Annotated in this window: 18 protein-coding genes; 7 read left to right on the forward strand and 11 right to left on the reverse strand. The window is 69.2% G+C overall.

What is annotated here, in order from left to right:
- The first annotated feature begins 10 nt into the window (after positions 1–10).
- The 4 genes from ACFWY5_RS20195 (at position 11) to ACFWY5_RS20210 (ending at position 2,771) form a co-directional block, all read left to right on the forward strand.
- Positions 11–1,162 carry a sensor histidine kinase gene (locus ACFWY5_RS20195; RefSeq protein WP_379609058.1) on the forward strand — a complete coding sequence of 384 codons (1,152 nt, stop codon included), beginning with the start codon at positions 11–13 and terminating at the stop codon, positions 1,160–1,162.
- Positions 1,159–1,779: a response regulator gene (locus ACFWY5_RS20200; RefSeq protein ID WP_379609057.1), complete on the forward strand. Its 621-nt coding sequence runs from the start codon at positions 1,159–1,161 to the stop codon at positions 1,777–1,779. The genes ACFWY5_RS20195 and ACFWY5_RS20200 overlap by 4 nt, the downstream gene beginning before the upstream one ends.
- Positions 1,780–1,796: 17 nt before the next feature.
- Positions 1,797–2,117 carry a hypothetical protein gene (locus tag ACFWY5_RS20205; RefSeq protein ID WP_184966041.1) on the forward strand — a complete coding sequence of 107 codons (321 nt, stop codon included), beginning with the start codon at positions 1,797–1,799 and terminating at the stop codon, positions 2,115–2,117.
- Positions 2,118–2,480: 363 nt separating this feature from the next.
- Positions 2,481–2,771 (forward strand): MTH1187 family thiamine-binding protein, encoded by a 291-nt coding sequence (locus ACFWY5_RS20210; RefSeq protein WP_379609351.1) that lies wholly within the window; start codon positions 2,481–2,483, stop codon positions 2,769–2,771.
- 305 nt (positions 2,772–3,076) lie between these two features.
- Here ACFWY5_RS20210 and ACFWY5_RS20215 read toward each other — a convergent pair whose 3' ends face one another.
- The gene (locus ACFWY5_RS20215; protein ID WP_379609056.1) at positions 3,077–3,238 is read right to left on the reverse strand and encodes a hypothetical protein; all 162 of its coding nucleotides are present in this window, start codon (positions 3,236–3,238) and stop codon (positions 3,077–3,079) included.
- A 708-nt stretch (positions 3,239–3,946) separates the two neighbouring features.
- On the opposite strand from ACFWY5_RS20215, the gene ACFWY5_RS20220 reads away from it, so the two are divergent.
- Positions 3,947–5,548 (forward strand): FAD-dependent monooxygenase, encoded by a 1,602-nt coding sequence (locus ACFWY5_RS20220; protein ID WP_379633543.1) that lies wholly within the window; start codon positions 3,947–3,949, stop codon positions 5,546–5,548.
- 194 nt (positions 5,549–5,742) lie between these two features.
- Here ACFWY5_RS20220 and ACFWY5_RS20225 read toward each other — a convergent pair whose 3' ends face one another.
- The 9 genes from ACFWY5_RS20225 to glgX form a co-directional block, all read right to left on the reverse strand.
- The gene (locus ACFWY5_RS20225) at positions 5,743–6,516 is read right to left on the reverse strand and encodes an SAM-dependent methyltransferase (protein ID WP_379633545.1); all 774 of its coding nucleotides are present in this window, start codon (positions 6,514–6,516) and stop codon (positions 5,743–5,745) included.
- A 136-nt stretch (positions 6,517–6,652) separates the two neighbouring features.
- Positions 6,653–7,576, reverse strand: coding sequence for a hypothetical protein (locus ACFWY5_RS20230; protein ID WP_379633547.1), 924 nt, complete (start codon positions 7,574–7,576; stop codon positions 6,653–6,655).
- Between the two features lie 172 nt (positions 7,577–7,748).
- The gene (locus ACFWY5_RS20235; RefSeq protein WP_379609052.1) at positions 7,749–9,458 is read right to left on the reverse strand and encodes an ABC transporter family substrate-binding protein; all 1,710 of its coding nucleotides are present in this window, start codon (positions 9,456–9,458) and stop codon (positions 7,749–7,751) included.
- Positions 9,455–11,524, reverse strand: a complete 2,070-nt coding sequence (locus tag ACFWY5_RS20240; protein WP_379609051.1) for a dipeptide ABC transporter ATP-binding protein — start codon at positions 11,522–11,524, stop codon at positions 9,455–9,457. The genes ACFWY5_RS20235 and ACFWY5_RS20240 overlap by 4 nt, the downstream gene beginning before the upstream one ends.
- Positions 11,521–12,366, reverse strand: a complete 846-nt coding sequence (locus tag ACFWY5_RS20245) for an ABC transporter permease (RefSeq protein WP_379609050.1) — start codon at positions 12,364–12,366, stop codon at positions 11,521–11,523. Before ACFWY5_RS20245 ends, ACFWY5_RS20240 begins: the two co-directional genes overlap by 4 nt.
- A gap of 3 nt (positions 12,367–12,369) precedes the next feature.
- On the reverse strand, positions 12,370–13,347 hold the full coding sequence (locus ACFWY5_RS20250; RefSeq protein WP_379609048.1) for an ABC transporter permease: 978 nt from the start codon (positions 13,345–13,347) through the stop codon (positions 12,370–12,372).
- Between the two features lie 168 nt (positions 13,348–13,515).
- The gene (gene treZ / locus ACFWY5_RS20255; RefSeq protein WP_379633549.1) at positions 13,516–15,228 is read right to left on the reverse strand and encodes a malto-oligosyltrehalose trehalohydrolase; all 1,713 of its coding nucleotides are present in this window, start codon (positions 15,226–15,228) and stop codon (positions 13,516–13,518) included.
- Between the two features lie 90 nt (positions 15,229–15,318).
- Positions 15,319–17,442 carry a malto-oligosyltrehalose synthase gene (treY, locus tag ACFWY5_RS20260; protein WP_379633551.1) on the reverse strand — a complete coding sequence of 708 codons (2,124 nt, stop codon included), beginning with the start codon at positions 17,440–17,442 and terminating at the stop codon, positions 15,319–15,321.
- Positions 17,435–19,528 (reverse strand): glycogen debranching protein GlgX, encoded by a 2,094-nt coding sequence (gene glgX / locus ACFWY5_RS20265; RefSeq protein ID WP_379633553.1) that lies wholly within the window; start codon positions 19,526–19,528, stop codon positions 17,435–17,437. The genes treY and glgX overlap by 8 nt, the downstream gene beginning before the upstream one ends.
- A 144-nt stretch (positions 19,529–19,672) precedes the next feature.
- Here glgX and mscL point away from each other — a divergent pair, with 144 nt between their 5' ends.
- Complete coding sequence (gene mscL, locus ACFWY5_RS20270) at positions 19,673–20,089, forward strand: large conductance mechanosensitive channel protein MscL (protein WP_379609044.1); 417 nt, start codon at positions 19,673–19,675, stop codon at positions 20,087–20,089.
- An 84-nt stretch (positions 20,090–20,173) separates the two neighbouring features.
- Positions 20,174–20,770, forward strand: a complete 597-nt coding sequence (locus ACFWY5_RS20275) for a hypothetical protein (protein WP_379633555.1) — start codon at positions 20,174–20,176, stop codon at positions 20,768–20,770.
- On the opposite strand, the gene ACFWY5_RS20280 is transcribed toward ACFWY5_RS20275, so the two are convergent.
- The gene (locus ACFWY5_RS20280) at positions 20,767–21,681 is read right to left on the reverse strand and encodes a threonine/serine dehydratase (RefSeq protein WP_379633557.1); all 915 of its coding nucleotides are present in this window, start codon (positions 21,679–21,681) and stop codon (positions 20,767–20,769) included. The two genes, ACFWY5_RS20275 and ACFWY5_RS20280, sit on opposite strands and share 4 nt — an antisense overlap.
- Positions 21,682–21,717: the final 36 nt, after the last annotated feature.

Here is a 21,717-nt window from a genome sequence, read left to right on the forward strand (position 1 = left end):
CCAAGAAGGGATGAGCGTGCTTTCCCTGCGGCAGCCGATGACCTTCGAGGACGGTTTCCCGCGAGTCGTCCACCTGGGCTTTTATCTGACGATGGCGGCTTGTACCGTACGGATGCTCTCCTACGGCGGCGGCGTGTCGCAGCTCGACGTGATCAGGCTCGTCGCGGTGGCCGCTTTCTGTTCCCTTTATGCCGGCGGAGTCGCGTGGGCCAAGCCGGGACGGCAGCAGGTCGCCTGGCTGGGCGCGATGATCGCCGCCTGGACGCCGCTCACGCTGACCACGCCGTGCTTCAGCTGGTCGGCGATCCCGCTGTTCTTCCTTGTGCTGATCGTGCTGCCGATGCGGCTGGCCGTACCCCTGGTGGGATATCTCGCGGCGGTCGCCGCGGTCGTCGGCGAGTTCCACGCGCGCACCAACTGGGACCCCGCCCCGCTCGTCGCGCCGATCGCGATCGCCACGATGAGCATGTTCAACTACCGCCGCCTCCACCACGAGAACGTCCGCCGCCAGGAGCTCATCGACGACCTCATGCGGGCGAGGGACGCGCTCGCGGAGTCCGAGCGCGCCGCCGGCGTCCTCCAGGAGCGGGTACGGCTCTCGCGCGAGATCCACGACACGCTCGCCCAGGGCCTGTCCAGCATGCACATGCTGCTCAACGCCGCCGACCAGGAATGGGACGCCGACAACGGCAAGGCCCGCGCCCACGTGCGCCAGGCCGCGGTGGCCGCCCGCGAGAACCTCGCCGAAGCCAGGCGCTTCGTCCACGACCTCGCCCCGCCCGCCCTCGACGAACGTTCCCTCCCCGAGGCGCTCCGCAAGGTCGCCGACTCCGTCCAGGTAAGGGTGGAAGGCACACCACGCAAGCTCGACCCGGGCGTGGAGGGCGAACTCCTGCGCATCGCCCAGGGCGCCCTCGCCAACGCCGCCCAGCACGCCCGCGCCGGCACCGTCGTGGTCACGCTCACCTATCTGCCCGACACCGTCACCCTCGACGTCATGGACGACGGCGTCGGCTTCGACCCCGCCAGCCCCAGTTCCAGCCGGGGCCGGGGCTACGGCCTGAAGGCCATCCGCCAGCGCGCCGAATCGCTCGGCGGCACGGCCACCGTGGACAGCGTGCCCGGAGAGGGCACCGTGGTCGCGGTGAAGGTGTACGCATGAGGATCCTGCTGGTCGACGACCACCCCGTGGTCCGGGCGGGCCTGGCCGCGATGCTCGCCGCACAGGACGACTTCACCGTCGCCGGTGAAGCCGCCGACGGAGAGGAAGCGGTACGGCAGAGCGCCTACCTGGCCCCCGACCTCGTCCTCATGGACCTCCAGATGGGTGAGGGCATCGACGGCCTGGAGGCCACCCGGCAGATCGCCGCCCTGCCGGGAGCGCCCAAGGTGGTCGTGCTCACCACGTACGACTCCGACGCCGACATCCTGCGCGCCCTCGAAGCCGGGGCCGTCGGCTATCTGCTGAAGGAGTCGCCCCCCGAAGAACTGTTCGCTGCCCTGCGCACCGCCGCGAGCGGCGAGACCGCTCTGTCGCCGCCCGTGGCCTCCCGGCTGGCCCAGCGCTTCCGCAGCCCCCAGCTCGCGCTCAGCCAGCGGGAGATCGAGATCCTCGAACTTCTGGCGGCCGGCCGTTCCAACCGGGAGATCAGCAAGGCCATGTTCATCAGCGAGGCCACCGTCAAGACACATCTCGCCCACGTCTACGACAAGCTGGGCGTCGACAGCAGAACCGCGGCCGTCCGGTGCGCCGTGGAGCGGCGCCTGATCCGGCTGTAACCCGTAGAGTCAGCTCCATGAGTGATGAAGGTAAGTTCCTGCGTCTCACGGTCGAGCTGACCGTGGAGGTGCTCGACGTTGACGCGCTGCAGGCCGCGGCGCTGGGCGAGATCCGCCATGAGGACGCCGACCTCACCGACGAGGAGCGCAAGGAGCAGGCCGAACTGGTCAACGCCGACGAGACCGGGGCCACGGCGCTGCAATGGCTGATCGAGCCCGACCACGTGCTGTCGCTGGTCAACCACATCGACGAGGTTGAGCCGCGGGAGGCCGTGCTGGGCGTGGAGCCGTCGGACGGGCTGAGTGAGGACGAGGAAGAGCACGACCACGAGCACTGAGCACGACCCGGGGAGCCGCCACCCACCAACAACCAGCGGCTCCCCACCACCCCCACCCACAGCCCTCCCCACCCCCGCGCCTCCGCGCCTGGCTCTCCCCACCGACGCCTCGACCGCCCGACCCAACTCCGCCGCCCCTCCGTCTCTTCCCCACCCGAGCCTCGGCCTCACTACACCTCCGGATCTCCCCCTGACCCGGGCCTCGGCCGCCCCGCCTTCACCGCACCCCGGCCGCGTCTCTCCCACGCCGATCTCTTCCCCGGGCACCACGCGGCTGGGTACTACCCGGTGCAGTTGAGTGGCGTGTGGCGTTTGTAGGATCGGGAGCCTTCCGGCATGGCCGAGTTCGTGGGAGGTTGGTTCGTGATCGTCGCATTCTCCATCACGCCGCTGGGAGTGGGCGAAGGCGTCGCTGAGCCGGTGGCCCGTGCGGTCAAGGTGGTCCGGGAGAGCGGACTACCCAACCGGACAGACGCGATGTTCACCACGATCGAGGGCGAGTGGGACGAAGTGATGGCGGTCATCAAACAGGCCGTCGACGCGGTGAAAGAAGTCGCACCCCGGGTCAGCATCGTGCTGAAGGCCGACATCCGCGAAGGCGTCACCGACGGAATGACCAGCAAACTGGACTCCCTCGAACGCCACCTGGACTGAACCCTTCCCCAAACACCTCCCCCTACCCGTTGCCGCCGTCGCCAGGCTTGGGGCCATCGACCGGGTTGAGGCGTCGCCATGCTGGGCGACCATGGGCCAAGGGCGCCGTCGGCTGGCTTGAGGCCGTCGACCGGGTTGAGCCCGTTGGCCTGGTTGAGCCCGTTGGCCTGTTGGGGACGGTGGCTTGGTTGAGGCACTTGGCTGGGTTGAGCTTCTTGGCTGGTTGGGTTGACGGGGGTGGTGGATCTGGTCAGATATATCCGGCCTTCCGGTGTATTCGGGGTTTTCTCGGTGCGCTGAGCATGCTAGAAATCGCGAATGCGGACTCCCCTGGCGGTTCCGATCGTCATCGGAGCCTTCGCGCTGGCGCTCACGGCAAGCGCGGTGCTGGCGCTCTTCCAGGTGTTCACGGCGACCACCAGCATCAACACGACCACCCCGGCGGACACGCTCTCCACGGCGCCCATCGATCTCTTCCCCACGTCGGCCCCGCCCTCCGGCGACACCTTCACCAACGTGCCAACGCCCGGCACCGCCGGAGTCCCGCAGCCCGGCACCACCGGAGTCCCGCAGCCCGGCACCACCCAACCAGGCGCACCCCAGACCGGAGCACCCCAAACGGGCGGCCCACAGCAGGCGATCCCGGAGACCGGGGTTCCACAGAACGGCGTCCCCCAGGCAGGCCTGCCACAGACCGGCGCGCCCCAGGCAGGCGCACCACAAGCTGGGGCGCCTCAGGCAGGCATGCCGCAGAACGGCGCGCCTCCGGGCGGAGCGCCGCAGAACGGCACGCCTCCGGGCGGAGCGCCGCAGAACGGCACGCCTCTGGGTGCAGCGCCGCAGGATGGTGCGCCTCCGGGCGGGGTTCCGCAGGACGGGATGCCGCGGGGCGGGTTTCCGGAGGCTGGGCCTGATGGGGTGCCTGGTTTCTGAACCATCCAGCCGGTAGGCGGATCTCGTGACGGCGGCCTGCCCCGCGCGCGCCTCGTCAGCGTCTCCCTGGACGGAGCCCGGCCCCGTGCGGTGGGTGGCGGTGGGGGCGGCTGGGCCGTAAAAGATGGTGATCTTAACAAACCACCCACAAACGCGATATGTCTTGACCCATCGGAACACGCGACATATCGTGTCCTTCGGACGCGCTAACGCGATATTACGCGAAGCCGAGCATCTCGGAGGTGGAAAGGGTGGAGATGGAAGAGCGGGTGCCCGTTCTGGTGGTCGGTGCCGGGTATGCGGGGCTCAGTGCGGCGATGATGCTGGCGTGGCACGAGGTGCCGGTCATTCTGGTCGAACGGCATGCGAGCACGTCGATCCAGCCCAAAGCGTTCGGCGTGGGGCCGAGGGTGATGGAGCTCGTGCGGTCGGTGCCGGGGATCGAGGCGCAGCTCACCAGCATCTGGGAGGGCATCGGCGACGACATGCGCATCGCGATCGCCGGGAGCCTCGTCGACCCCAACCCGAAGATCATCGTGGACACCACCGAGGGCGACCTCGACTCCCTGATCGACATCACGCCAGTGCCGCAGGTGGGGGCGCCGCAGTCGGAGGTGGAGCGGGTGCTGCGGGCCAAGGCCGAGGAGTTCGGCGCCGACCTGCGCTTCTCCACCGAACTCATCTCCCTGGAGCAGGACGCTGACGGCGTCACCGCCGTGATCATGTCCGGCGACGCGGTGAGCACCATCCGCGCCGACTACGTCGTGGCCGCCGACGGCTACCGCAGCCCGTTGCGCACCTCCCTGGGCGTGCCGACCAGCGGCAAGGGCCAGCTGAACGAGATGTACTCGATCATGTTCGACGCCGACCTCACCGGCGTCGTGCGCGACCGCGAGGTCACCCTCTGGTACCTCCAGTCAGCCGACCTCACCGGCGCCATCATCACCGGCACCGGCGTCGGCAGCCACGTGTTCGGCGTCTACTACGACCCGGAGACCAACCCCGGCTTCACCGAAGAGCGTTGCCGCCATCTGGTACGGCAGGCGGTAGGCATCCCCGATCTGGACGTCACCATCAAAGACACCACCAGCTTCGCCTTCGCCCACATCCTTGCCGATACCTACCGGGCGGGCCGCGTCTTCTTCGCCGGGGACGCCGCCCACACCATGCCGCCCACCGGCGGCCAGGGCGGCAGCACCGCGCTCCAGGACGGCATCGACCTCGCCTGGCGTCTGTGGCTCGTCCACACCGGCCAGGCCGGACCGGACTTCCTGGACACCTACGACGCCGAACGCCGTCCCATCGGCGCCCTGACGGCCGACGGCCAGCTGGCCAACATGGCATTCCGCATGCCGTCCGAGCAGACGCGGGGCTTCCCCCCGCCGATCACGGACCCCTTCTCGGTCATGATCGGCTACCGCTACCACTCGACGGCGATCTTGACGGAGCCCGGCGACGACGGCTCCATCCTGGAGGACCCCCGCACCGCCACCGCCCGCCCCGGCAGCCGCGCCCCCCACATGCTCCTCGACTGGGACGGCCACCCGATCTCCACGATCGACCTGTTCGGAACGGGCTTCGTCCTGCTGGTCGGGCCGAGCGGCCGGGCGTGGGAGACGGCGGCGCGCAAGCTGAGCGAACGCCTGTCGCTCCACCTCACCCCGTTGCCCATCGGCGTCGAGCTCAAGGACATGGAGGGACGCTGGCAGGAGCGCTACGGAGTCGACGACACCGGCGCCGTCCTGGTCCGCCCGGACGGCTACGTCGCCTGGCGCGCCCCCTCCCTGCCCCCGTCCCCCGAGACCGCCCTCCACGAAGCCCTCACCAAAATCCTCAGCCTCTGACCCGTGGGCAGCCATCAGCGGCTGGGCAGTGCGTCCGCACACCTCGGAACCAGAGCCGGGTAGCAGGACACTCGAACCAAGACGGCTCCCCGGAGGGACTGCGTAACGCATTCGCGAGCCACAGACCGAGTGGGGTGGGAACTGCAGAGGCCACGCGGAGGACCCCGAGGCTGAGACTAGGGCGCGGAGGGTGGTCAGGAAGGGCGTTTGGCCACGGCGGCCCAGCCGAGGGGAGCGAAGCGGCTCAGGATGTGGGGCGAGATGAAGTGGTCGGGGGTCAGTACCTCGTAAGGGCCGAAGAAGCGGCGGATGTCCGGCACCGTGCGGGGGTAGACGCCTGAGCTGGCGCGCGAGTACACCTCGCGGACCGAGTCCGTGTCCGTGCTGCGCCTCTCCTGCATGGACATGTGTGTGATCACCATGTGGCTGCCGGGCGGGAGCATGTCGCGGAGCTGGGCGACGTCGTCGTAGGGGTCTTCGAGGAAGTGCAGGACGGCCACCATCAGCAACGCCACCGGCTCCTCGAAGTCGATCAGCGTGGTGGCGGCCACCCTGGCCCGGAGCGTCTCGGGTTCGCGCAGGTCGGCCTCGACCATGGCCACGGTGGGGGTGTTGGCGAGCAGGGCGCGGCCGTGGACGCAGACGATCGGGTCGTTGTCGACGTAGACCGTGCGGGCCGTCTTGTCGACGGAGTGGGCCACCTCGTGGACGTTCCGCTGAGTGGGCAGGCCCGCCCCGATGTCGACGAACTGCCGGATCCCCGCCTCATCGGCCAGATACCGGACGGCGTTGCCGAGGAACTCGCGGTTGAGCTGGACGCCTTCCCGGGACTCGGGGAACGATTTGAGTATCTGCTCAGCGGCCTCACGGTCGGCGGCGAAGTTGTCCTTGCCACCGAGCATGTAGTCGTAGATCCGGGCGACGTTCGGCGTGTGGACGTCTATGCCCGCGGGAGCCCGCTCGCTCATCGTTCTCCTCCCGTGCCGGCCAGCAGCACCGGCAACCACATTGGCGCAGAGACTATCGCACGCCACCCCGTCCGCACCGTCCCACCCAGGTACGGCCCGGCCCCGGGGCATGGGCGCGTACCTGATGGGCGGCCTTTCAGGCGGCGGTCAGGTAGGTGACCGGAGAGGCGCCCTGGGTGGAGCAGAGCCAGTCGTTCAGGGTGCCGGTGAAGTCGGACGGCGGGCCCACCTTCAGGCAGGTGATCTGGCCGGAGCCGGGAGCGGGGCCGACCTTCAGGCGGCGGATCGAGCCGGGGCTCTCGCAGGGCGTCAGGCGGACGCCGAACGACTGGCGGTCGGAGAACAGGGCCTGGTCGTGGATGCGCAGGTGGTCGTCGATGGTGCGTTCGCGGGCCTCGGGGTTGGCCGACAGGAAGGCCAGGTGATCGGCCAGGAGGCGCTGGGCCACGGCGCGCAGCAGGTTGACGGCGCACAGGTTGTGGGCGCAGGCGGCGCCGTCGAGGGTGATCTCGGGGAGGGCGAAGCGGCGCAGGCCCCGTGACGTCACGCGCAGGCAGTCGCAGGCCCGGGTGTCGGCGGGATTCCACGGCGGGCAGGTAGCCGTGTCGTGGACGTCCACGCTCCAGCCCAGCCAGTCGTCGGTGAGACGGAACGAGGACGGTTCGCCGGCGCAGCGGGCGCAGGACGGCAGGGCGTAGCCGGCCAGCGGGTCCACCACCATGCCCGCGCACTCCTCGGCTATGGCTCGCGCGGCGGCCCTGGCGACCTGGAGGCTCGCCGGCAGTGCCTGTGGCGGCGCGGTGCTGGAGACCAGCACGTGCTGGCGGGTACGGCGCAGCAGCCGGCGTTCGTCCTCGGTGAGGTCGACTCCGCCGGGCCGCCACTGGACGGTGCTGTGGGTCAACGTCAGCAGCGGCGTGCCCAGCGCCGCCATCGCGGCTCTTCTGTGGGGTCTGCCCATGCGCCACGGCAGCATGCCCTCGATGTCGAAGCGCAGACGTTCGATGGCCACCACGAACAGGGCCGTCTGGGACACGGGCATGGGGAAGGTGATCTGCACAGGAGGCCTCCGGAAGAACGGTGAGGCCCTCAGAGTGCCGAGGCGCAGGTGCGGGAAGGGGACGCGAACGGGGTTCTGTGGAAAGAGCCGCCGCCATGGCAGCAGGGCTGTGGAAAAGCAAAGGGCCCCGGCCGGACAACCCGGCCAGGGCCCGAAGCGAACCGGTCAGGAGCTACTTCTTCAGCCCGACAGCGGTCCAGTCACGGTCGGAGAACCCGAACGCACCGTAGTTGGCCAGCCCGGACTTGGCGGCCACGATGTTCGGCCGCTGGAACAGCGGAAGCACACCGGCCTGGTCCCAGATCAGCTGGTCCGCCTTGTTACCAAGCTCGACGGCCTTGGCCGGGTCGATCTCGGAGGCGGCGGCGTCCATGGCGGCGTCCAGCTCGGCGGACCCCACGCGGGTGAAGTTGTTGTTGAACAGCTTCGAGTCCGGCGGGTTGCCGTACAGCTGGAACAGGTTGCCCAGCGGGAACGGCGTGCCCTCCCACACGAACGGCGTGACGTCGAAGTCGCCCTCGTTGATCCGGTCGAAGAACTTGTCCGGAACGGCCGCGTCCAGGGTCACCTTGACCCCGATCTCCTTGAGCATGGCCTGGGTGAGTTCACCCTCCTGCTTCGCCACGGCCAGGTCGGCCGAGTACATGAAGCGGATGTTCAGCTCCTTGCCGTCCTTCTTGCGGACGTCGCCCTCGAGCTTCCAGCCGGCCGCGTCGAGCAGCTGCTTGGCCTTGTCGGGATTGTAGGTGTTCAGCCCGCCCGAGTTGTCCTGGTAGCCCTTCTGCGTGTTCACGTAGACGTGGTTGTCCTGGGGCTGCATCGGCCAGTCGAGGCCCTGGAGGTCCGACTGGAGGATGGGCGTGCGGTTGATGCCCATGAAGATGGCGTGGCGGACGTTCTTGTCCTTCAGGGCCTCGGAGGCGCCGTTGAAGGTGAAGTGACGCCAGATCGGGCCGGCGGCCTTGCGCATGTCGGCGCCGGCGACGTCCTTGGCCTGCTGGTACTTGGCGCCGTCGGCGCCGATGACCACGGCGTCGATCTCGCCGTTGGCGAAGGCGGGGACGTGGCCGGACAGGTCGATGGCGCGGAAGACGACCGAGTCGAGCTTGGACTTGCGGCCCCACCACTTGTCGTCACGGACCGCGGTGACGGTCTTCGCGGTCTGGTCGATCTTGCCGAGCTTGAACGGCCCGGCGGTGACCGGGATCTTGTTCAGGTACGCCTTGTTGAAGCCCTCGGGGGTCCCGTTGACCGACGCCGGGTAGAGCGGGCTGAACAGGTCCTGCCAGGCCGGCCAGACCTTGGAGAACTTGACGACGACGTCCTTGTCGGTGGCGCCCTTCTCCACCGACTCGATGCGGTCGTAACCGTCGGGCGAGGAGATCAGGAAGTCCTTGTTCTTGCCGTTCAGGGCCTTCCACTGAGCCTGGAAGTCCTTGTAGCTGATCGGCTCGCCGTCGGACCAGGTGGCCTTCTCGTTGATCTTGTAGGTGACGGTCTGCTTGCCGTCGGCGACCTCGGACTTCCACTCGGAGATGTAGTCCGGGTTGTTGGTGACCTGCCCCTTTTCATCGGCGACGCGGATGAACGGCATCATGGGCGACATGGCGTCACGGACGTCACCCTTGGTGCCCTGGGTCTGGCTGTAGTTCCACTGCGTCTGCCAGGACTGCAGCGCCAGCTTCACCGTGCCGCCGTCCGGGACCTGCTCGTACGGCGTCTCGTTGATGGACACCTCCGGCAGCGCGGCGGCCTGCTGCTGGGCCTGCTGCGACTGCTCGGCACTGGGCTTCTTGGCGTCGCTGCCGCCACCACCGCCACAGGCCGCGACGGCCATGGCGAGGACCGCGATTCCGGCCGCTGCCCGGTAACGAACCTTCACTTTTCCTCCTGATCGTCCGAGGCCGTGATGACCTCGATCTCCTCCGCGTAGTGGCAGGCGGCACCGTGGTCGACGGCGTTCGCGAGCCGAGCAACTGAGGGCTCTTCCTCCACACACCGCCGCCGCTCGGCCTCGCTGAGGCGGGCGAACTTGGGGCAGCGGGTGCGGAACCGGCAACCCGATGGCGGGTCGGCCGGGCTGGGCAGGTCGCCTTCGAGCAGGATGCGCTTGCGTGTGCGCTCCATCTCGGGGTCGGGCAGCGGGATCGCTGACAGCAGCGCCTGCGTGTAGGGGTGGGCCGGGCGGTCGTAGACGTTCTCGACGGTGCCGATCTCGGCGATCCGGCCGAGGTACATGACGGCGACGCGGTCGGCGAGGTGCCGTACCACGGCCAGGTCGTGCGCCACGAACAGGTAGGACAGCCCGAGCGTGTTCTTCAGCTCCTCCAGCAGGTTGATGACACCGGCCTGGATGGAGACGTCGAGGGCGGAGACCGGCTCGTCGAGGACGAGCATCCTGGGCTCCAGGGCGAGCGCGCGGGCGATGCCGATGCGCTGGCGCTGGCCGCCGGAGAAGTGCTGCGGGTAGCGCTCGGCGTAGCTCGGGTCGAGGCCGACCAGCGTGAGCAGTTCCGCCACACGTTGGCCGACGTTCTTGCGGCCGTGGGCGCGCAGCGGCTCGGCGACGATGTCGCCGACCGGCATGCGCGGGTCGAGCGCGGCCATCGGGTCCTGGAAGACGATCTGCAGGTCGCCGCGGAGCGCCTTGCGGTCCTCCTTGCCGAGCTTGGCGCTGTCCTTGCCGAGCACGACGATGCGGCCGCTCTGCGGCGGCTCCAGCTGCATGATCTGCTGGAGCGTGGTCGTCTTGCCGCAGCCCGACTCGCCGACCAGCGCCAGCGTCTCGCCCTCGGCGATGTCGAAGCTGATGCCGTCCACGGCGTGCACGGTGCCGACGCGGCGCTTGAAGACCGCGCCCTTCATCAGCGGGTAGTGCCGGATGAGGTCGTCGAGCTCCAGCACCGTGGGACGCTGCTCGCGCGGGATCCGCACCACGTCGCTCGGCGGGATCACCGGGACGGGGAAGACGTCGGCGCCGGTCAGGCCCTTGTGCTCGATCTCGCGCGAGCGGATGCAGGCCACGTGCCGCCCGCCGCCGATCTCGGTGAGCGGCGGCTCCTCGTCGTCGCAGGCGTCGATCTTCATCGGGCAGCGCGGCGCGAACGGGCAGCCGGGCGGCAGCGCCGCCGGGGAGGGCGGGTTGCCCTCGATGGGGACCAGCGGCCCCTCCTCGCCGTCGATGCGCGGGATCGAAGCGAGAAGCCCCATCGTGTACGGCATGCGCGGCCGGTAGTAAAGCTCGTCCACCGGCCCCTGCTCGACCGGCTTGCCCGCGTACATCACGAGCACCCGGTCGGCCATGCCGGCGATGACGCCCAGGTCGTGGGTGATCATCACGATGCCGGCGCCGGTCTCCCGCTGCGCGGTCTTGAGCACCTCCAGCACCTGGGCCTGGATCGTGACATCCAGGGCGGTGGTGGGCTCGTCGCAGATGAGCAGGTCGGGGTCGTTGGCGATGGCCATGGCGATCATCGCGCGCTGGCGCATGCCGCCGGAGAACTCGTGCGGGAACGACTTGGCCCGCACGCCGGGGTGCGGGATGCCGACCAGGTCGAGCAGTTCGACGGCCTTGCGGGCGGCCTTGTCCTTGCCCACCTTCTGGTGGATGCGGACGGCTTCCGCGATCTGGTCGCCGATCGTGTAGACGGGAGTGAAGGCCGACAGCGGATCCTGGAAGATCATGCTGATCGTCTTGCCGCGTACCTTGATCTGCTCGTCTTCCGACATGCCCAGCAGCTCGCGGCCGTGCAGCTTCACCGAGCCGCTGACCACGGCGTTGCGCGGCAGCAGGCCCATGACGGCCAGGGAGGTCACGGACTTGCCCGAGCCGGACTCGCCGACGATGCCGAGTACTTCTCCGCGCGAGACCGAGTAGTTGACGCCGCGCACGGCCTCGATGCCGCCGGGGAACGTGACGGTGAGGTCCTTCACCTCGAGGATGCTCATGAGGTGCTCCCGGGGTCGAGCGCGTCGCGCAGGCCGTCGCCGATCAGGTTGACGCTGAGCACCAGCGCCACCAGGAGGCCCGCGGGGAAGAGGAAGAGCCACGGATACGAGATGACCGTGCTGGTGCCGGAGCCGTCGGCGATCAGGGTGCCGAGGGAGACGTCGGGCGCCTGGACGCCGAAGCCGAAGAACGACAGCGAGGTCTCACCGATGATGGCGCCGCTGACGTTCAGCGTGGCGTCGATGATCAGGAGCGACGACAGGTTCGGCAGCACGTGCCGCAGGATGATCCGCCAGCCGGGGATGCCCATGTACCGGGCGGCCAGCACGTATTCACGCTCGCGCAGCGACAGCGTCATGCTGCGGACCACCCGGGAGGTGATCATCCATCCGAACAGCGCGAGCAGCAGGACGAACAGCAGCCAGGTGCCGCCCTTGAGCCGCGGCGAGAGGATGGCGATGATCAGGAAGCTGGGCAGGACCAGCAGCAGGTCGACGCCCCACATGAGGAGGCGGTCGACCCAGCCGCCGAAGTAGCCGGCGGCGGCGCCGACGAGGGCGGCGAGGCCGGTGGAGATCAGCGCCACGAGGAAGCCGATGACGAGCGACTTCTGCAGGCCGCGCAGCGTGTTGGCGAAGACGTCGCCGCCGGTCTGCGTGGTGCCCCACCAGTGGTCGGGCCCCGGGGGCTGCATGAAGGCCATGAAGTCCTTGTCGGACCAGTCGTAGGGGGCCACGAACGGGCCCACGTAGGCCAGGATCAGCAGGAGGAGCACGCCGATGAGGCCATAGCGCGTCTGCTTGTTCTTGACCAGGCGTCGGAGAACGACCTTGCTACGCATCTGTCAGCTCACCCGGACTCGGGGGTCGAGGGCGGCGACCGCCAGGTCGGACAGGAAACCGGCCACGAGGACGCAGGCGGCCGCGAAGGTGCTGACCGCCGCCACGGAGTTCACGTCGTGCTGGTTGATCGAGTCGACCAGCCAGGCGCCCATGCCGTGCCAGCCGAAGATCTTCTCGGTGAACGTGGCGCCGGTGAGCAGCGTGCCGAAGGCGAAGGCGAAGTAGGTCGCGGCGGGGATCAGCGCGGTGCGCAGCGCGTGCCTGAACAACGCGGTACGGCGCCGCAGCCCCTTGGCCATGGCCGTGCGGACGAAGTCCTGGCCGAGTACGTCGAGCATCATGTTCCGCTGGATCCGGCTGTAGAAGGCGATCTGGCCGAGGCACAGGGAGATCGTCGGCAGGATCAGGTGGACGAGCCGGTTGGCGAACTGGTCCCAGCCGGTCAGGCCGGGCGAGTATTCGCCCACGAACTCGATCAGCTTCGATCCCGCGGCGTTGTTGAGCCCGGTCGCGGCGAGGATCAGCATCGTGGCCATGACGAAGACCGGCACCGCCATGATCACGAATGACGAGACGCCGATCACCCGGTCGCTGAGTTTGTACTGGCGTACCGCGGCGAAGGCGCCGATGAGGACGCCGAGCCCGGAGCCGAGGATCGTTCCGATCAGCAGGAGGCGCAGGCTGACGCCCATCCTGCGGCCCATCTCCTCGTTGACCGAGTCGCCTTCCCACGTCTGGCCGAAGTCGCCCCTGACCACCCCGGACGCCCACGTGCCGTACCGCTCGAGCAGCGGCTTCTTGGGGTTGAGGTTGTACTGGTCGAGCGTCTTGTCGATGGTCGCCTCGGGGACGGGAGGGTTACGTCCCTTGAAGTTGACCTGGGGGTTGAGACTCGACGCGGCGAGGAGGTAAGCCAGGCTGGCCGCGATAGCGACCAAGAGCACGTTCGTCGCCAACCTGCGCAGCAGGTACTTGCCCATTACCCTCCGTTCGCGCTGAACGGGGGCCAGAAGGTCCTGGGGTGGAGAGTTCGCCCCCGCAACGAAAAGGCCGTTCCGCGTGGTGAGAAATCACTTGACGCATCAGTCACGGCCGAAGCGCAGAATATCTGGCGAAACGTAACAGTCCGCAACGGGGCAAAGTAACGGTCAGATTACTGAACGGTAGATCACCACTGACTGTCCAGGGACCAGTAAACCCTTCGGACCTGCGGAAACAGGGTCATCCGCAGCCAGGATCACAGTGCCTCCACGGAGTGGCAGTGTCACAGAATCCGGACAAAAATTTACGATTACGCAAAGTGACCCCCGCCACAGAATCAACCAGCGGTCAAGAGGTCCCACCTCCACCCGGACCCGGTCCAGACGGGGATCGGCGAGCTCGGGAAACGCCTTCCGCAGCGCGATGAGATCCCGGTACCAGCTCAGCAGCGTCCAGTGCTCCTCGTCCTTCAACTCGTTCCAGTCGAGCTTGGAACGCAGGAACGCCTCCTCCGACGACGGGTCCGGCGCGTCCCAGTCGTACCCGAAACCCTCGAACTCCCGCGCCCGGCGCGCCGACTCGCCCTCGCGCAGCGAGGGCTCCACGTGGTCGGAGAAGAACAGGAACGGCGAGCGCGCCCCCCACTCCTCCCCCATGAACAGCATCGGCGTGTACGGCGAGGCCAGCAGCAACCCGGCCCCCAGCTTCAGCGCGGTCATCGGCAGCCGGTCGCCGGCGGGGCGGTTGCCGATCTGGTCGTGGTTCTGCAGGCAGCAGACGAAGCGGTGTCCCGGCACCCCGCGCGCCGAGGCGCCGTGGGAGCGGCCGCGGAAGGTGGAGTAGCCTCCGTCGTGCACGAATCCCGAGGTCAGCGCCTTGGCCAGCGACTCCAGGCCGGCGAAGTCGCCGTAGTAGCCGTGGTTCTCGCCGCTGACCGCGCAGTGCAGGGCGTGGTGGACGTCGTCGTTCCACTGCGCCGTCATGCCGAGGCCGCCGGCCTCCAGCGGCGTGACCATGCGCGGGTCGTTGAGGTCGGACTCGGCGATCAGCGACAGCGGGCGGCCGAGCGCGCACGACAGCGCGTCCACCTCCGCCGACAGCTCCGCCAGCAGGTGCGTGGCGCGGCGGTCGTGCAGCGCGTGCACCGCGTCGAGCCGCAGCCCGTCCACGTGGTAGTCGCGCAGCCACTGCAGCGCGTTCTCGATGAAGTAGCGGCGTACCTCGTCCGACTGCGGGCCGTCCAGGTTGACCGCCTCGCCCCAGTAGCTGCCCTGGGTGCCGGTCAGGTACGGGCCGAACGGGTGCAGGAAGTTGCCCGACGGGCCGAGGTGGTTGTAGACCACGTCCAGGACGACGCCCAGGCCCTTGCCGTGGCAGGCGTCCACGAACGACTTGAACCCGTCGGGCCCGCCGTAGGTCTCGTTGACCGCGTAGAGGTCGACGCCGTCGTAGCCCCAGTTGCGCCCGCCGGGCACCGGGACGATCGGCATGACCTCCACGAAGTCGACGCCCAGCTCGACCAGGTGGTCCAGCCGCTCGATCGCCGAGGCGAACGTGCCCTCGGGGGTGAACGCGCCGATGTGCAGCTCGTAGATCACCGATCCGCGCAGGTCGCGGCCGGTCCAGTCGTGGTCGCTCCAGGTGTAGTGGGCGTGGTCGTAGACCATGCTGGGGCCGAAGATCCCCTCGGGCTGGCGCCGCGAGCGCGGGTCGGGGTAGGGGCCGTCGCCGTCCAGCACGAAGGAGTACGGCGTGCCGTGCCCCGCCTCCGCCACCTCGGCGCCCCACCAGCCGCCCTTGCCCGCCCGCAACGGCCGCCGCCCCTCCGGCAGCTCGATCTCGACGGTCGTGGCACGAGGCGCCCACACGTCAAATCGCATCTCAGGTCTTCTCCCTGCTCATCATCGCTCACCTTCCTCATTCGCTCCGCGGAGTCCCTCCTCCGTCGGGCCTCCACTCCACTCACTGCGTCAGGTTCGCTCCAGCAAGGCGACGGGGTTGCGGCACAAAAGGTGGGCCAGGGGGATGCGGCCGGTGTAGCGGCTGCCGGTCAGCAGGTCGTGCCAGGATCCCGGCGGCAGCATGAGCGTGGTGGCGGCCCAGCCGCCGCGGCGCGCCAGCCGTACCGGAAGGCGGGTGGCGACCGCGACCGCGACCGCGACCGCGCCGCAGCCGCGCGCGAAGGCGATCGCGTGCTCCTCCGCCTCGCCCGTCGCGAACAGCGGCAGGTACGGCGCGGCGGGCGGCAATCGGCGGCGCAGGCGCAACGCCTGGCTGGTGAGCAGCAGCTTCGTGGCGTCCCACGCGTTGGCCGGGCGGCGGCCGAAGTCGACGGGCCGCCGGTTGTCCGGGTCGACGAGGGAGAAGTCGGTCATCTCATTGCCCTGGTAGACGTCGGGGACGCCGGGCATCATCAGCTGCACCAGCTTGGCCCCGAGCGAGTTCGCCATCGCGTACGGCTCGATCCGCGCCGCGAACTCCCCCACCGGCAGCTGCGTCGCCTGGACGGCGAACTCGCGCAGCCCCTTCTCATACGCCGCGTCCGGCTTGACCCAGGACGTCCGGGTCTTGGCCTCCCGGGCGGCCTTCAGCAGATAGCCGGCGAAGCGCTCCGGCGTGATCGGCCAGGCGCCGAGCAGGTTCTGCCAGGCCAGGTAGTCGAGGTGCGGGTCGAAGCTCAGGGCCGACGACCAGTCCGACACCGCCCGCGCCCACTCCTCGGGCATCTCCGACAGCACCGACAGCCGGGCCCGCACGTCCTCCGAGCGCTTGGTGTCGTGCGTCGACAGCGTCGTCATCGTGTGCGGCCGCATCCCGGCGCAGAACTCGTGGAACTCCTTGACCTCGATCCCGAAGACGTCCGGCTCCCCGCCCACCTCGTTGAGCGCGGCCAGCGGGTACCACCGGTACAGCGCCGTGTCCTCCACGCCCTTGGCCATGACCGGGCCGGTGCTCTGCTGGAACCTGGTGACCGCCTCGGCGGGGCCGTACAGGATCTTCTGGGCGAGTTCCCGCGTCTTCGGCGTGGCGATCTCCTCGATGAGCTCGACCGACGCGGGTGGCGGCGGCTCGCCGGGCGTCACGTAGGCGCGGTAGACCGGCATGGCGGCCAGCAGTTCCGCGACCTCGGCCGGATCGGCGCCGGCCGCCCGCGCCAGCCGCTCGACCTCGGCGGTGAAGAACAACTCGATGACCTCGCGCTTGGAGCGCGCGACCACCGCCCGGTAGTCGGCGCTCTGCCCGGTGCGCCGGACGAACTGGCTGATGAGCGGATCCGCCCCGGCTGGGTCGACGAACAGGCGGGTGATCCGGTTCAGGACCTCGTATCCGGTCGTGCCGTCGCAGGCCCAGTCGTCCGGCAGCCGCTCCTCGCCGATGAGGATCTTCTCCACGACCGTCCACACGCCGCCGGAACGCCGGCGCAGCGACTCCAGGTAGCCGCGCGGGTCGGCCAGGCCGTCCGGATGGTCCACCCGCAGCCCTTCGACCAGCCCCTCGTCGAGCAGCCAGAAGATCACCTCGTGGGTGGCGAACAGCACCGCGGGGTCCTCCACCCGCAGCCCGATCAGCGACGACACGTCGAAGAAGCGCCGGTAGCCGGGCCCCTCGGTGTAGGGAACCAGCCGGTAGTGCCCCGGATAGGGATATTCATGCTCGTAGTAGCGCAGCACCTCGCCGTCGACCTTGGGCTCGGCGCCGTCGCCCAGCACCGGCAGCGCGACCTTCCCGCCGGTCCACTCGATGTCGAACCAGTTCGCGTACGGCGAGGCCGGACCGTCCTTCAGGACCGACCGGAACTGCGCGTTCTCGGTGTTCATGTGGTTGGGCACGATGTCCATGACGATGGCCAGATCGTGCGCGGCCAGTTGCTCGGCCAGCTCGCGCAGGCCCGCCGCGCCGCCGAACTCCGCCCGGATGCTGGAGTGGTCGATGACGTCGTAGCCGTGCAGCGAGCCCGGCGTCGCCTGGAGGATCGGCGACAGGTACACGTGGCTGACGCCCAGCTCCCGCAGGTAGGGGGCGATCTCGGCCACCTGCGCGAAGCCGAAGTCCGGCGTGAGCTGGACGCGGTAGGTCGAGGTCGGCTTAGACACGGCGCAGCACCCGCACGCTGCGGCCGGTCACGGCCACGCCCTCCCCGGCGCGGCACGTCGCCACGCCCACGCTGATCGGCATCGCGGTATCGATCTCGGTCTGCCACATGTCGCCGTAATCCTTGGGGACGGTGAATCGGATGGTGTCGTGGTGCGCGTTGAACAGCAGCAGGAACGAGTCGTCCCTGATCGTGCGGCCGCGGCGATCGGGCTCGGTGATGGCCTCGCCGTTCAGGAAGACCGCCAGTGACTTGGCGAAGCCGGCCTCCCAGTCGCCGTTGGTCATCTCCTCGCCCGCCGGGGTCAGCCAGGCGATGTCGGCCAGGCCGCGCACGGGCCGGCCGTAGAAGAAGCGCCGGCGGCGGAAGACCGGGTGCCGTCTGCGCAGCGCGGCCAGCCGCTGGGTGAACTCCAGCAGCAGCCAGTTCTCCCGCACGTCCGACCAGTCGACCCAGGTCAGCTCGTTGTCCTGGCAGTAGCCGTTGTTGTTGCCCTGCTGCGTGCGGCCCAGTTCGTCGCCGTGGGAGATCATCGGCACGCCCTGCGACAGGAAGAGCGTGGTCAGGAAGTTGCGCTTCTGCTGCTCGCGCAGCGCCTCGATCTGGGGCCCCGCCTGGCCCTCCGCGCCGCAGTTCCAGGAGCGGTTGTCGTCGGTGCCGTCGCGATTGCCCTCCTGGTTGGCCTCGTTGTGCTTGTCGTTGTACGAGACCAGGTCCTGCAACGTGAACCCGTCATGGCAGGTGACGAAGTTGATCGAGGCGGCGGGGCGGCGGCTGTCGTCCTGGTAGAGGTCGCTGGAGCCGGTGAAGCGCGAGCCGAACTCGGGCAGCGTCGCCGGCTGCCCGCGCCACAGGTCGCGGATGGTGTCGCGGTAGCGGCCGTTCCACTCGGTCCAGCGGGAGGGGAAGTTGCCCACCTGGTACCCTCCCGGCCCGAGGTCCCAGGGCTCGGCGATCAGCTTGACCTGCGACAACACCGGGTCCTGCTGCACCAGGTCGAAGAAGGCGCTCAGCCGGTCCACCTCGTGCAGTTCCCTGGCCAGCGTCGAGGCCAGGTCGAAGCGGAAGCCGTCCACGTGCATCTCGATCACCCAGTAGCGCAGCGAGTCCATGATCATCTGCAGGACGTGCGGGCTGCGCATGAACAGGCTGTTGCCCGTGCCGGTCGTGTCGAGGTAGTGGCGCGGGTCGCCGTCGGCCAGCCGGTAGTAGTGGGTGTTGTCGATGCCCTTGAAGCTCAGCGTGGGGCCCAGGTGGTTGCCCTCGGCCGTGTGGTTGTAGACCACGTCGAGGATGACCTCGATGTCCGCCTCGTGCAGCGCCCTGACCATCGCCTTGAACTCCAGCACCTGCCCGCCGCGCTGGCCCTGGCTGGAGTAGCGGTTGTGCGGCGCGAAGAACCCGATCGAGTTGTAGCCCCAGTAGTTGCTCAGGCCGCGCTGGCTCAGGAAGTCGTCGGTGACGAACTGGTGCACCGGCATCAGCTCCAGGGCGGTCACCCCGAGCTTCGTCAGGTGGTCGAGGGTCTCCGGGTGGCCCAGGGCGGCGTAGGTCCCGCGGATCCGCTCGGGGATCTTCGGGTTGGTGATCGTCAGTCCCCGGACGTGCGCCTCGTAGATGACCGTGTCATGGTACGGCGTCGCCGGCGGCCGGTCGTGACCCCAGCCGAAGAACGGGTTGACCACCACCGACCTGGGCACGAACGGAGCGGAGTCCGCCTCGTTCATCGTCTCCGGGCGGCCGAACATGTAGCCGTAGACCGCCTCGTCCCAGGTCACCTCGCCCTCGATCGCCTTGGCGTACGGGTCCAGGAGGAGCTTGGCGGGGTTGCAGCGCAGGCCCCTGGCCGGGTCGTGGGGGCCGTGGACGCGGTAGCCGTACCGGTGGCCGGGGCCGATGCCGGGCAGGTACCCGTGCCAGACGAACCCGTCGCACTCGCTCAGCCGTACCGCGCTCTCCTTGCCGTCCTCGTCGAACAGGCACAGCTCGACCCGCTCGGCCACCTCGCTGAAGAGCGCGAAGTTGGTGCCCGCCCCGTCGTAGGTCGCACCCAGCGGGTAAGGGTCTCCCGGCCAACGCTCGATCATCGACGGCTCCCTCGCGATCCATCCCATGTTCCGTTCCCCTGCCGCCGGCGACAAGGGCGGGAGCACCGACCTACCCGCAAACCTCCACCACCACGCCCCCGGCTCCAGGTTTCGGGGGCGTTCTGTCGGCAATGTGCCGCTCCCATGGGCGGATTCAAGAAATTCCTGCTGCGCGGCAACATCGTCGAGCTGGCGGTCGCGGTCATCGTGGGCGCCACCTTCAGCGGGCTCGTGCAGGCCTTGGTCGCCGACCTGATCACACCGTTGATCGGGGCGATGACCGGCGGCCGTGAGCCGGACTTCGCCAGTTACTCCTTCACCGTCAACGGCAGCGTGTTCAAGTACGGCGACTTCCTCAACCACCTCCTCGCCTTTCTGATCATCGCGGCCATCGTGTACTGGCTGGTCGTCATGCCGATGTCCCGGCTGGTCAGCCTCTTCGAGCGGGACCAGGCGGCGACGACCAAGCAGTGTCCCGACTGCCTGAGCGAGGTCCCGGCCGAGGCCCGGCGGTGCGCGTACTGCACGGTCGAGCTGGTCCCCCAGTCCGAGCAGCCGTGACGCCACGCGGAGAAGCCACGGCCAGCAAGCGGATCTTGCGCCCTATGCTGGCGAATGCCCAGACTGAGGCGATCGTCCGGTTAGATGGGGCGAGTGAGTGTTGAGCTGATGCTCTGGCGGGAACCAGAGCCGATCACCCGAGATCTCGCCCGTAAGGGGTACTTGGCGGCCAAGAAGGACGCTCCGGGCGGCACGCTGCCGCCGTACGCCGGCGAGCTGCCCGGGAAGCTCACGGCCTACACCGGCGGGCACGTGCTGGTGACCATGGACCTGGAGTCCATGGACGAGATGTCCGGCCGGGTCTTCGCCGTCGCCGGCGCGCACGGCCTGGTCTGCTACGACCCCCAGCGCGACCTCGTCCACAACGCCGGGCCACGCGGCGCCTACGCGGGCATGCAGCTCCACACCGGCGACGGCATGATCGTCACCGACCCGGACCTGGGCCTCGTCCACGACGCCCTGGCCACGCTCTCCGCCCAGAACCCCTTCGTCGCCCTCGTCAACTTCGGCCGCCACTTCATGCAGGTCTCCCCCGAGCCGGGGGGTTACGAGCTGGAGTACAAGGAGGGCGGCACCCTCCACCGCACGCTCGTGCCCGACCTCGCGGAGATCCAGCGGGCCTTCGGCGAGTACGCCCGCGACGAGCGCGGATTCCTGACCCGGCTCGCCTGGTCGTCCTAGATCACCGAGCGGAAGAGCTCGGGATCCACGTTGCCCCCCGACAACACGATCACCGTCCGCCCGGCCGGCGCCCGCCCCGCCAGACAGGCAGCGGTCGCGGTCGCCCCGCTGGGCTCGGCCACCAGCCGGGCCGTCCTGGCCAGATGGCCCATGGCGGCACGGATCTCGTCCTCGGAGACGGTCACGATGTCGTCCAGCCGTTCCCGCAGATGCGCGAAGGTCAGCTCGGACAGGTCCGCCCGCAGCCCGTCGGCGATCGTCCTGAACGTCCTGGCCGGCTCCCACGACACCACCCGCCCCGCGCGCAGGCTCTCCCGCGCGTCGGCCGCCAGCTCCGGCTCCACCCCGACGACCTTGGCCTCCGGCCTGAGCGCCCTGACCGCCGAAGCGATCCCGGAAGCCAGCCCACCCCCGCTCACCGGAACCAACACCACCTCGACATCCGGCAGATCAGCCACGATCTCCAGCCCGATCGTCCCCTGCCCCGCGATGACCGCCGGATGGTCGTACGGCGGCACCATCGTCATCCCCCGCTCGGCCGCCACCTTCTCCGCCGCCGACACCCGCTGCTCCGGCGGCACCACTACCAGCTCGGCCCCGTGCCCGACGATCGCCTCCGCCTTGACCCGAGGCGTCCCCTCCGGCACCACCACGACACACGGCACACCCAGCAGCTTCGCCGCGTACGCCAGCGCCTGCCCGTGGTTCCCCGAAGAGTGGGCCACCACCCCCTGAGCCCCCGCCAGGGAGACGGCCGCGTTGTAGGCGCCCCGGATCTTGAAGGAGCCGACCCGCTGCAGGCTCTCCGGCTTGATCCACGCCTCACCCATGGCCACCAGCGGAGTCCTCACCACCACGGCGGCGATCCGCTCGGCAGCGGCCCTGATGTCATCCAGCCCAACCAGCTTCATGTCGCCCATCATGCTTCATCTCCCAGAAAATCCCCG

This window comes from Nonomuraea sp. NPDC059007, from assembly GCF_042740555.1.
Lineage (GTDB): Bacteria > Actinomycetota > Actinomycetes > Streptosporangiales > Streptosporangiaceae > Nonomuraea.

Excerpts from the sequence above, each read along its gene's own strand:
- ACFWY5_RS20195 (WP_379609058.1), top strand. The coding sequence starts at position 11 with ATGAGCGTGCTTTCCCTGCGGCAGCCGATGACCTTCGAGGACGGTTTC.
- ACFWY5_RS20200 (WP_379609057.1), top strand. The coding sequence starts at position 1,159 with ATGAGGATCCTGCTGGTCGACGACCACCCCGTGGTCCGGGCGGGCCTG.
- ACFWY5_RS20205 (WP_184966041.1), top strand. The coding sequence starts at position 1,797 with ATGAGTGATGAAGGTAAGTTCCTGCGTCTCACGGTCGAGCTGACCGTG.
- ACFWY5_RS20215 (WP_379609056.1), bottom strand. The coding sequence starts at position 3,238 with ATGGGCGCCGTGGAGAGCGTGTCCGCCGGGGTGGTCGTGTTGATGCTG.
- ACFWY5_RS20225 (WP_379633545.1), bottom strand. The coding sequence starts at position 6,516 with ATGAGCGAGCGGGCTCCCGCGGGCATAGACGTCCACACGCCGAACGTC.
- ACFWY5_RS20240 (WP_379609051.1), bottom strand. The coding sequence starts at position 11,524 with ATGAGCATCCTCGAGGTGAAGGACCTCACCGTCACGTTCCCCGGCGGC.
- ACFWY5_RS20245 (WP_379609050.1), bottom strand. The coding sequence starts at position 12,366 with ATGCGTAGCAAGGTCGTTCTCCGACGCCTGGTCAAGAACAAGCAGACG.
- ACFWY5_RS20250 (WP_379609048.1), bottom strand. The coding sequence starts at position 13,347 with ATGGGCAAGTACCTGCTGCGCAGGTTGGCGACGAACGTGCTCTTGGTC.
- treZ (WP_379633549.1), bottom strand. The coding sequence starts at position 15,228 with ATGCGATTTGACGTGTGGGCGCCTCGTGCCACGACCGTCGAGATCGAG.
- glgX (WP_379633553.1), bottom strand. The coding sequence starts at position 19,528 with ATGATCGAGCGTTGGCCGGGAGACCCTTACCCGCTGGGTGCGACCTAC.
- mscL (WP_379609044.1), top strand. The coding sequence starts at position 19,673 with ATGGGCGGATTCAAGAAATTCCTGCTGCGCGGCAACATCGTCGAGCTG.
- ACFWY5_RS20275 (WP_379633555.1), top strand. The coding sequence starts at position 20,174 with ATGGGGCGAGTGAGTGTTGAGCTGATGCTCTGGCGGGAACCAGAGCCG.
- ACFWY5_RS20280 (WP_379633557.1), bottom strand. The coding sequence starts at position 21,681 with ATGAAGCTGGTTGGGCTGGATGACATCAGGGCCGCTGCCGAGCGGATC.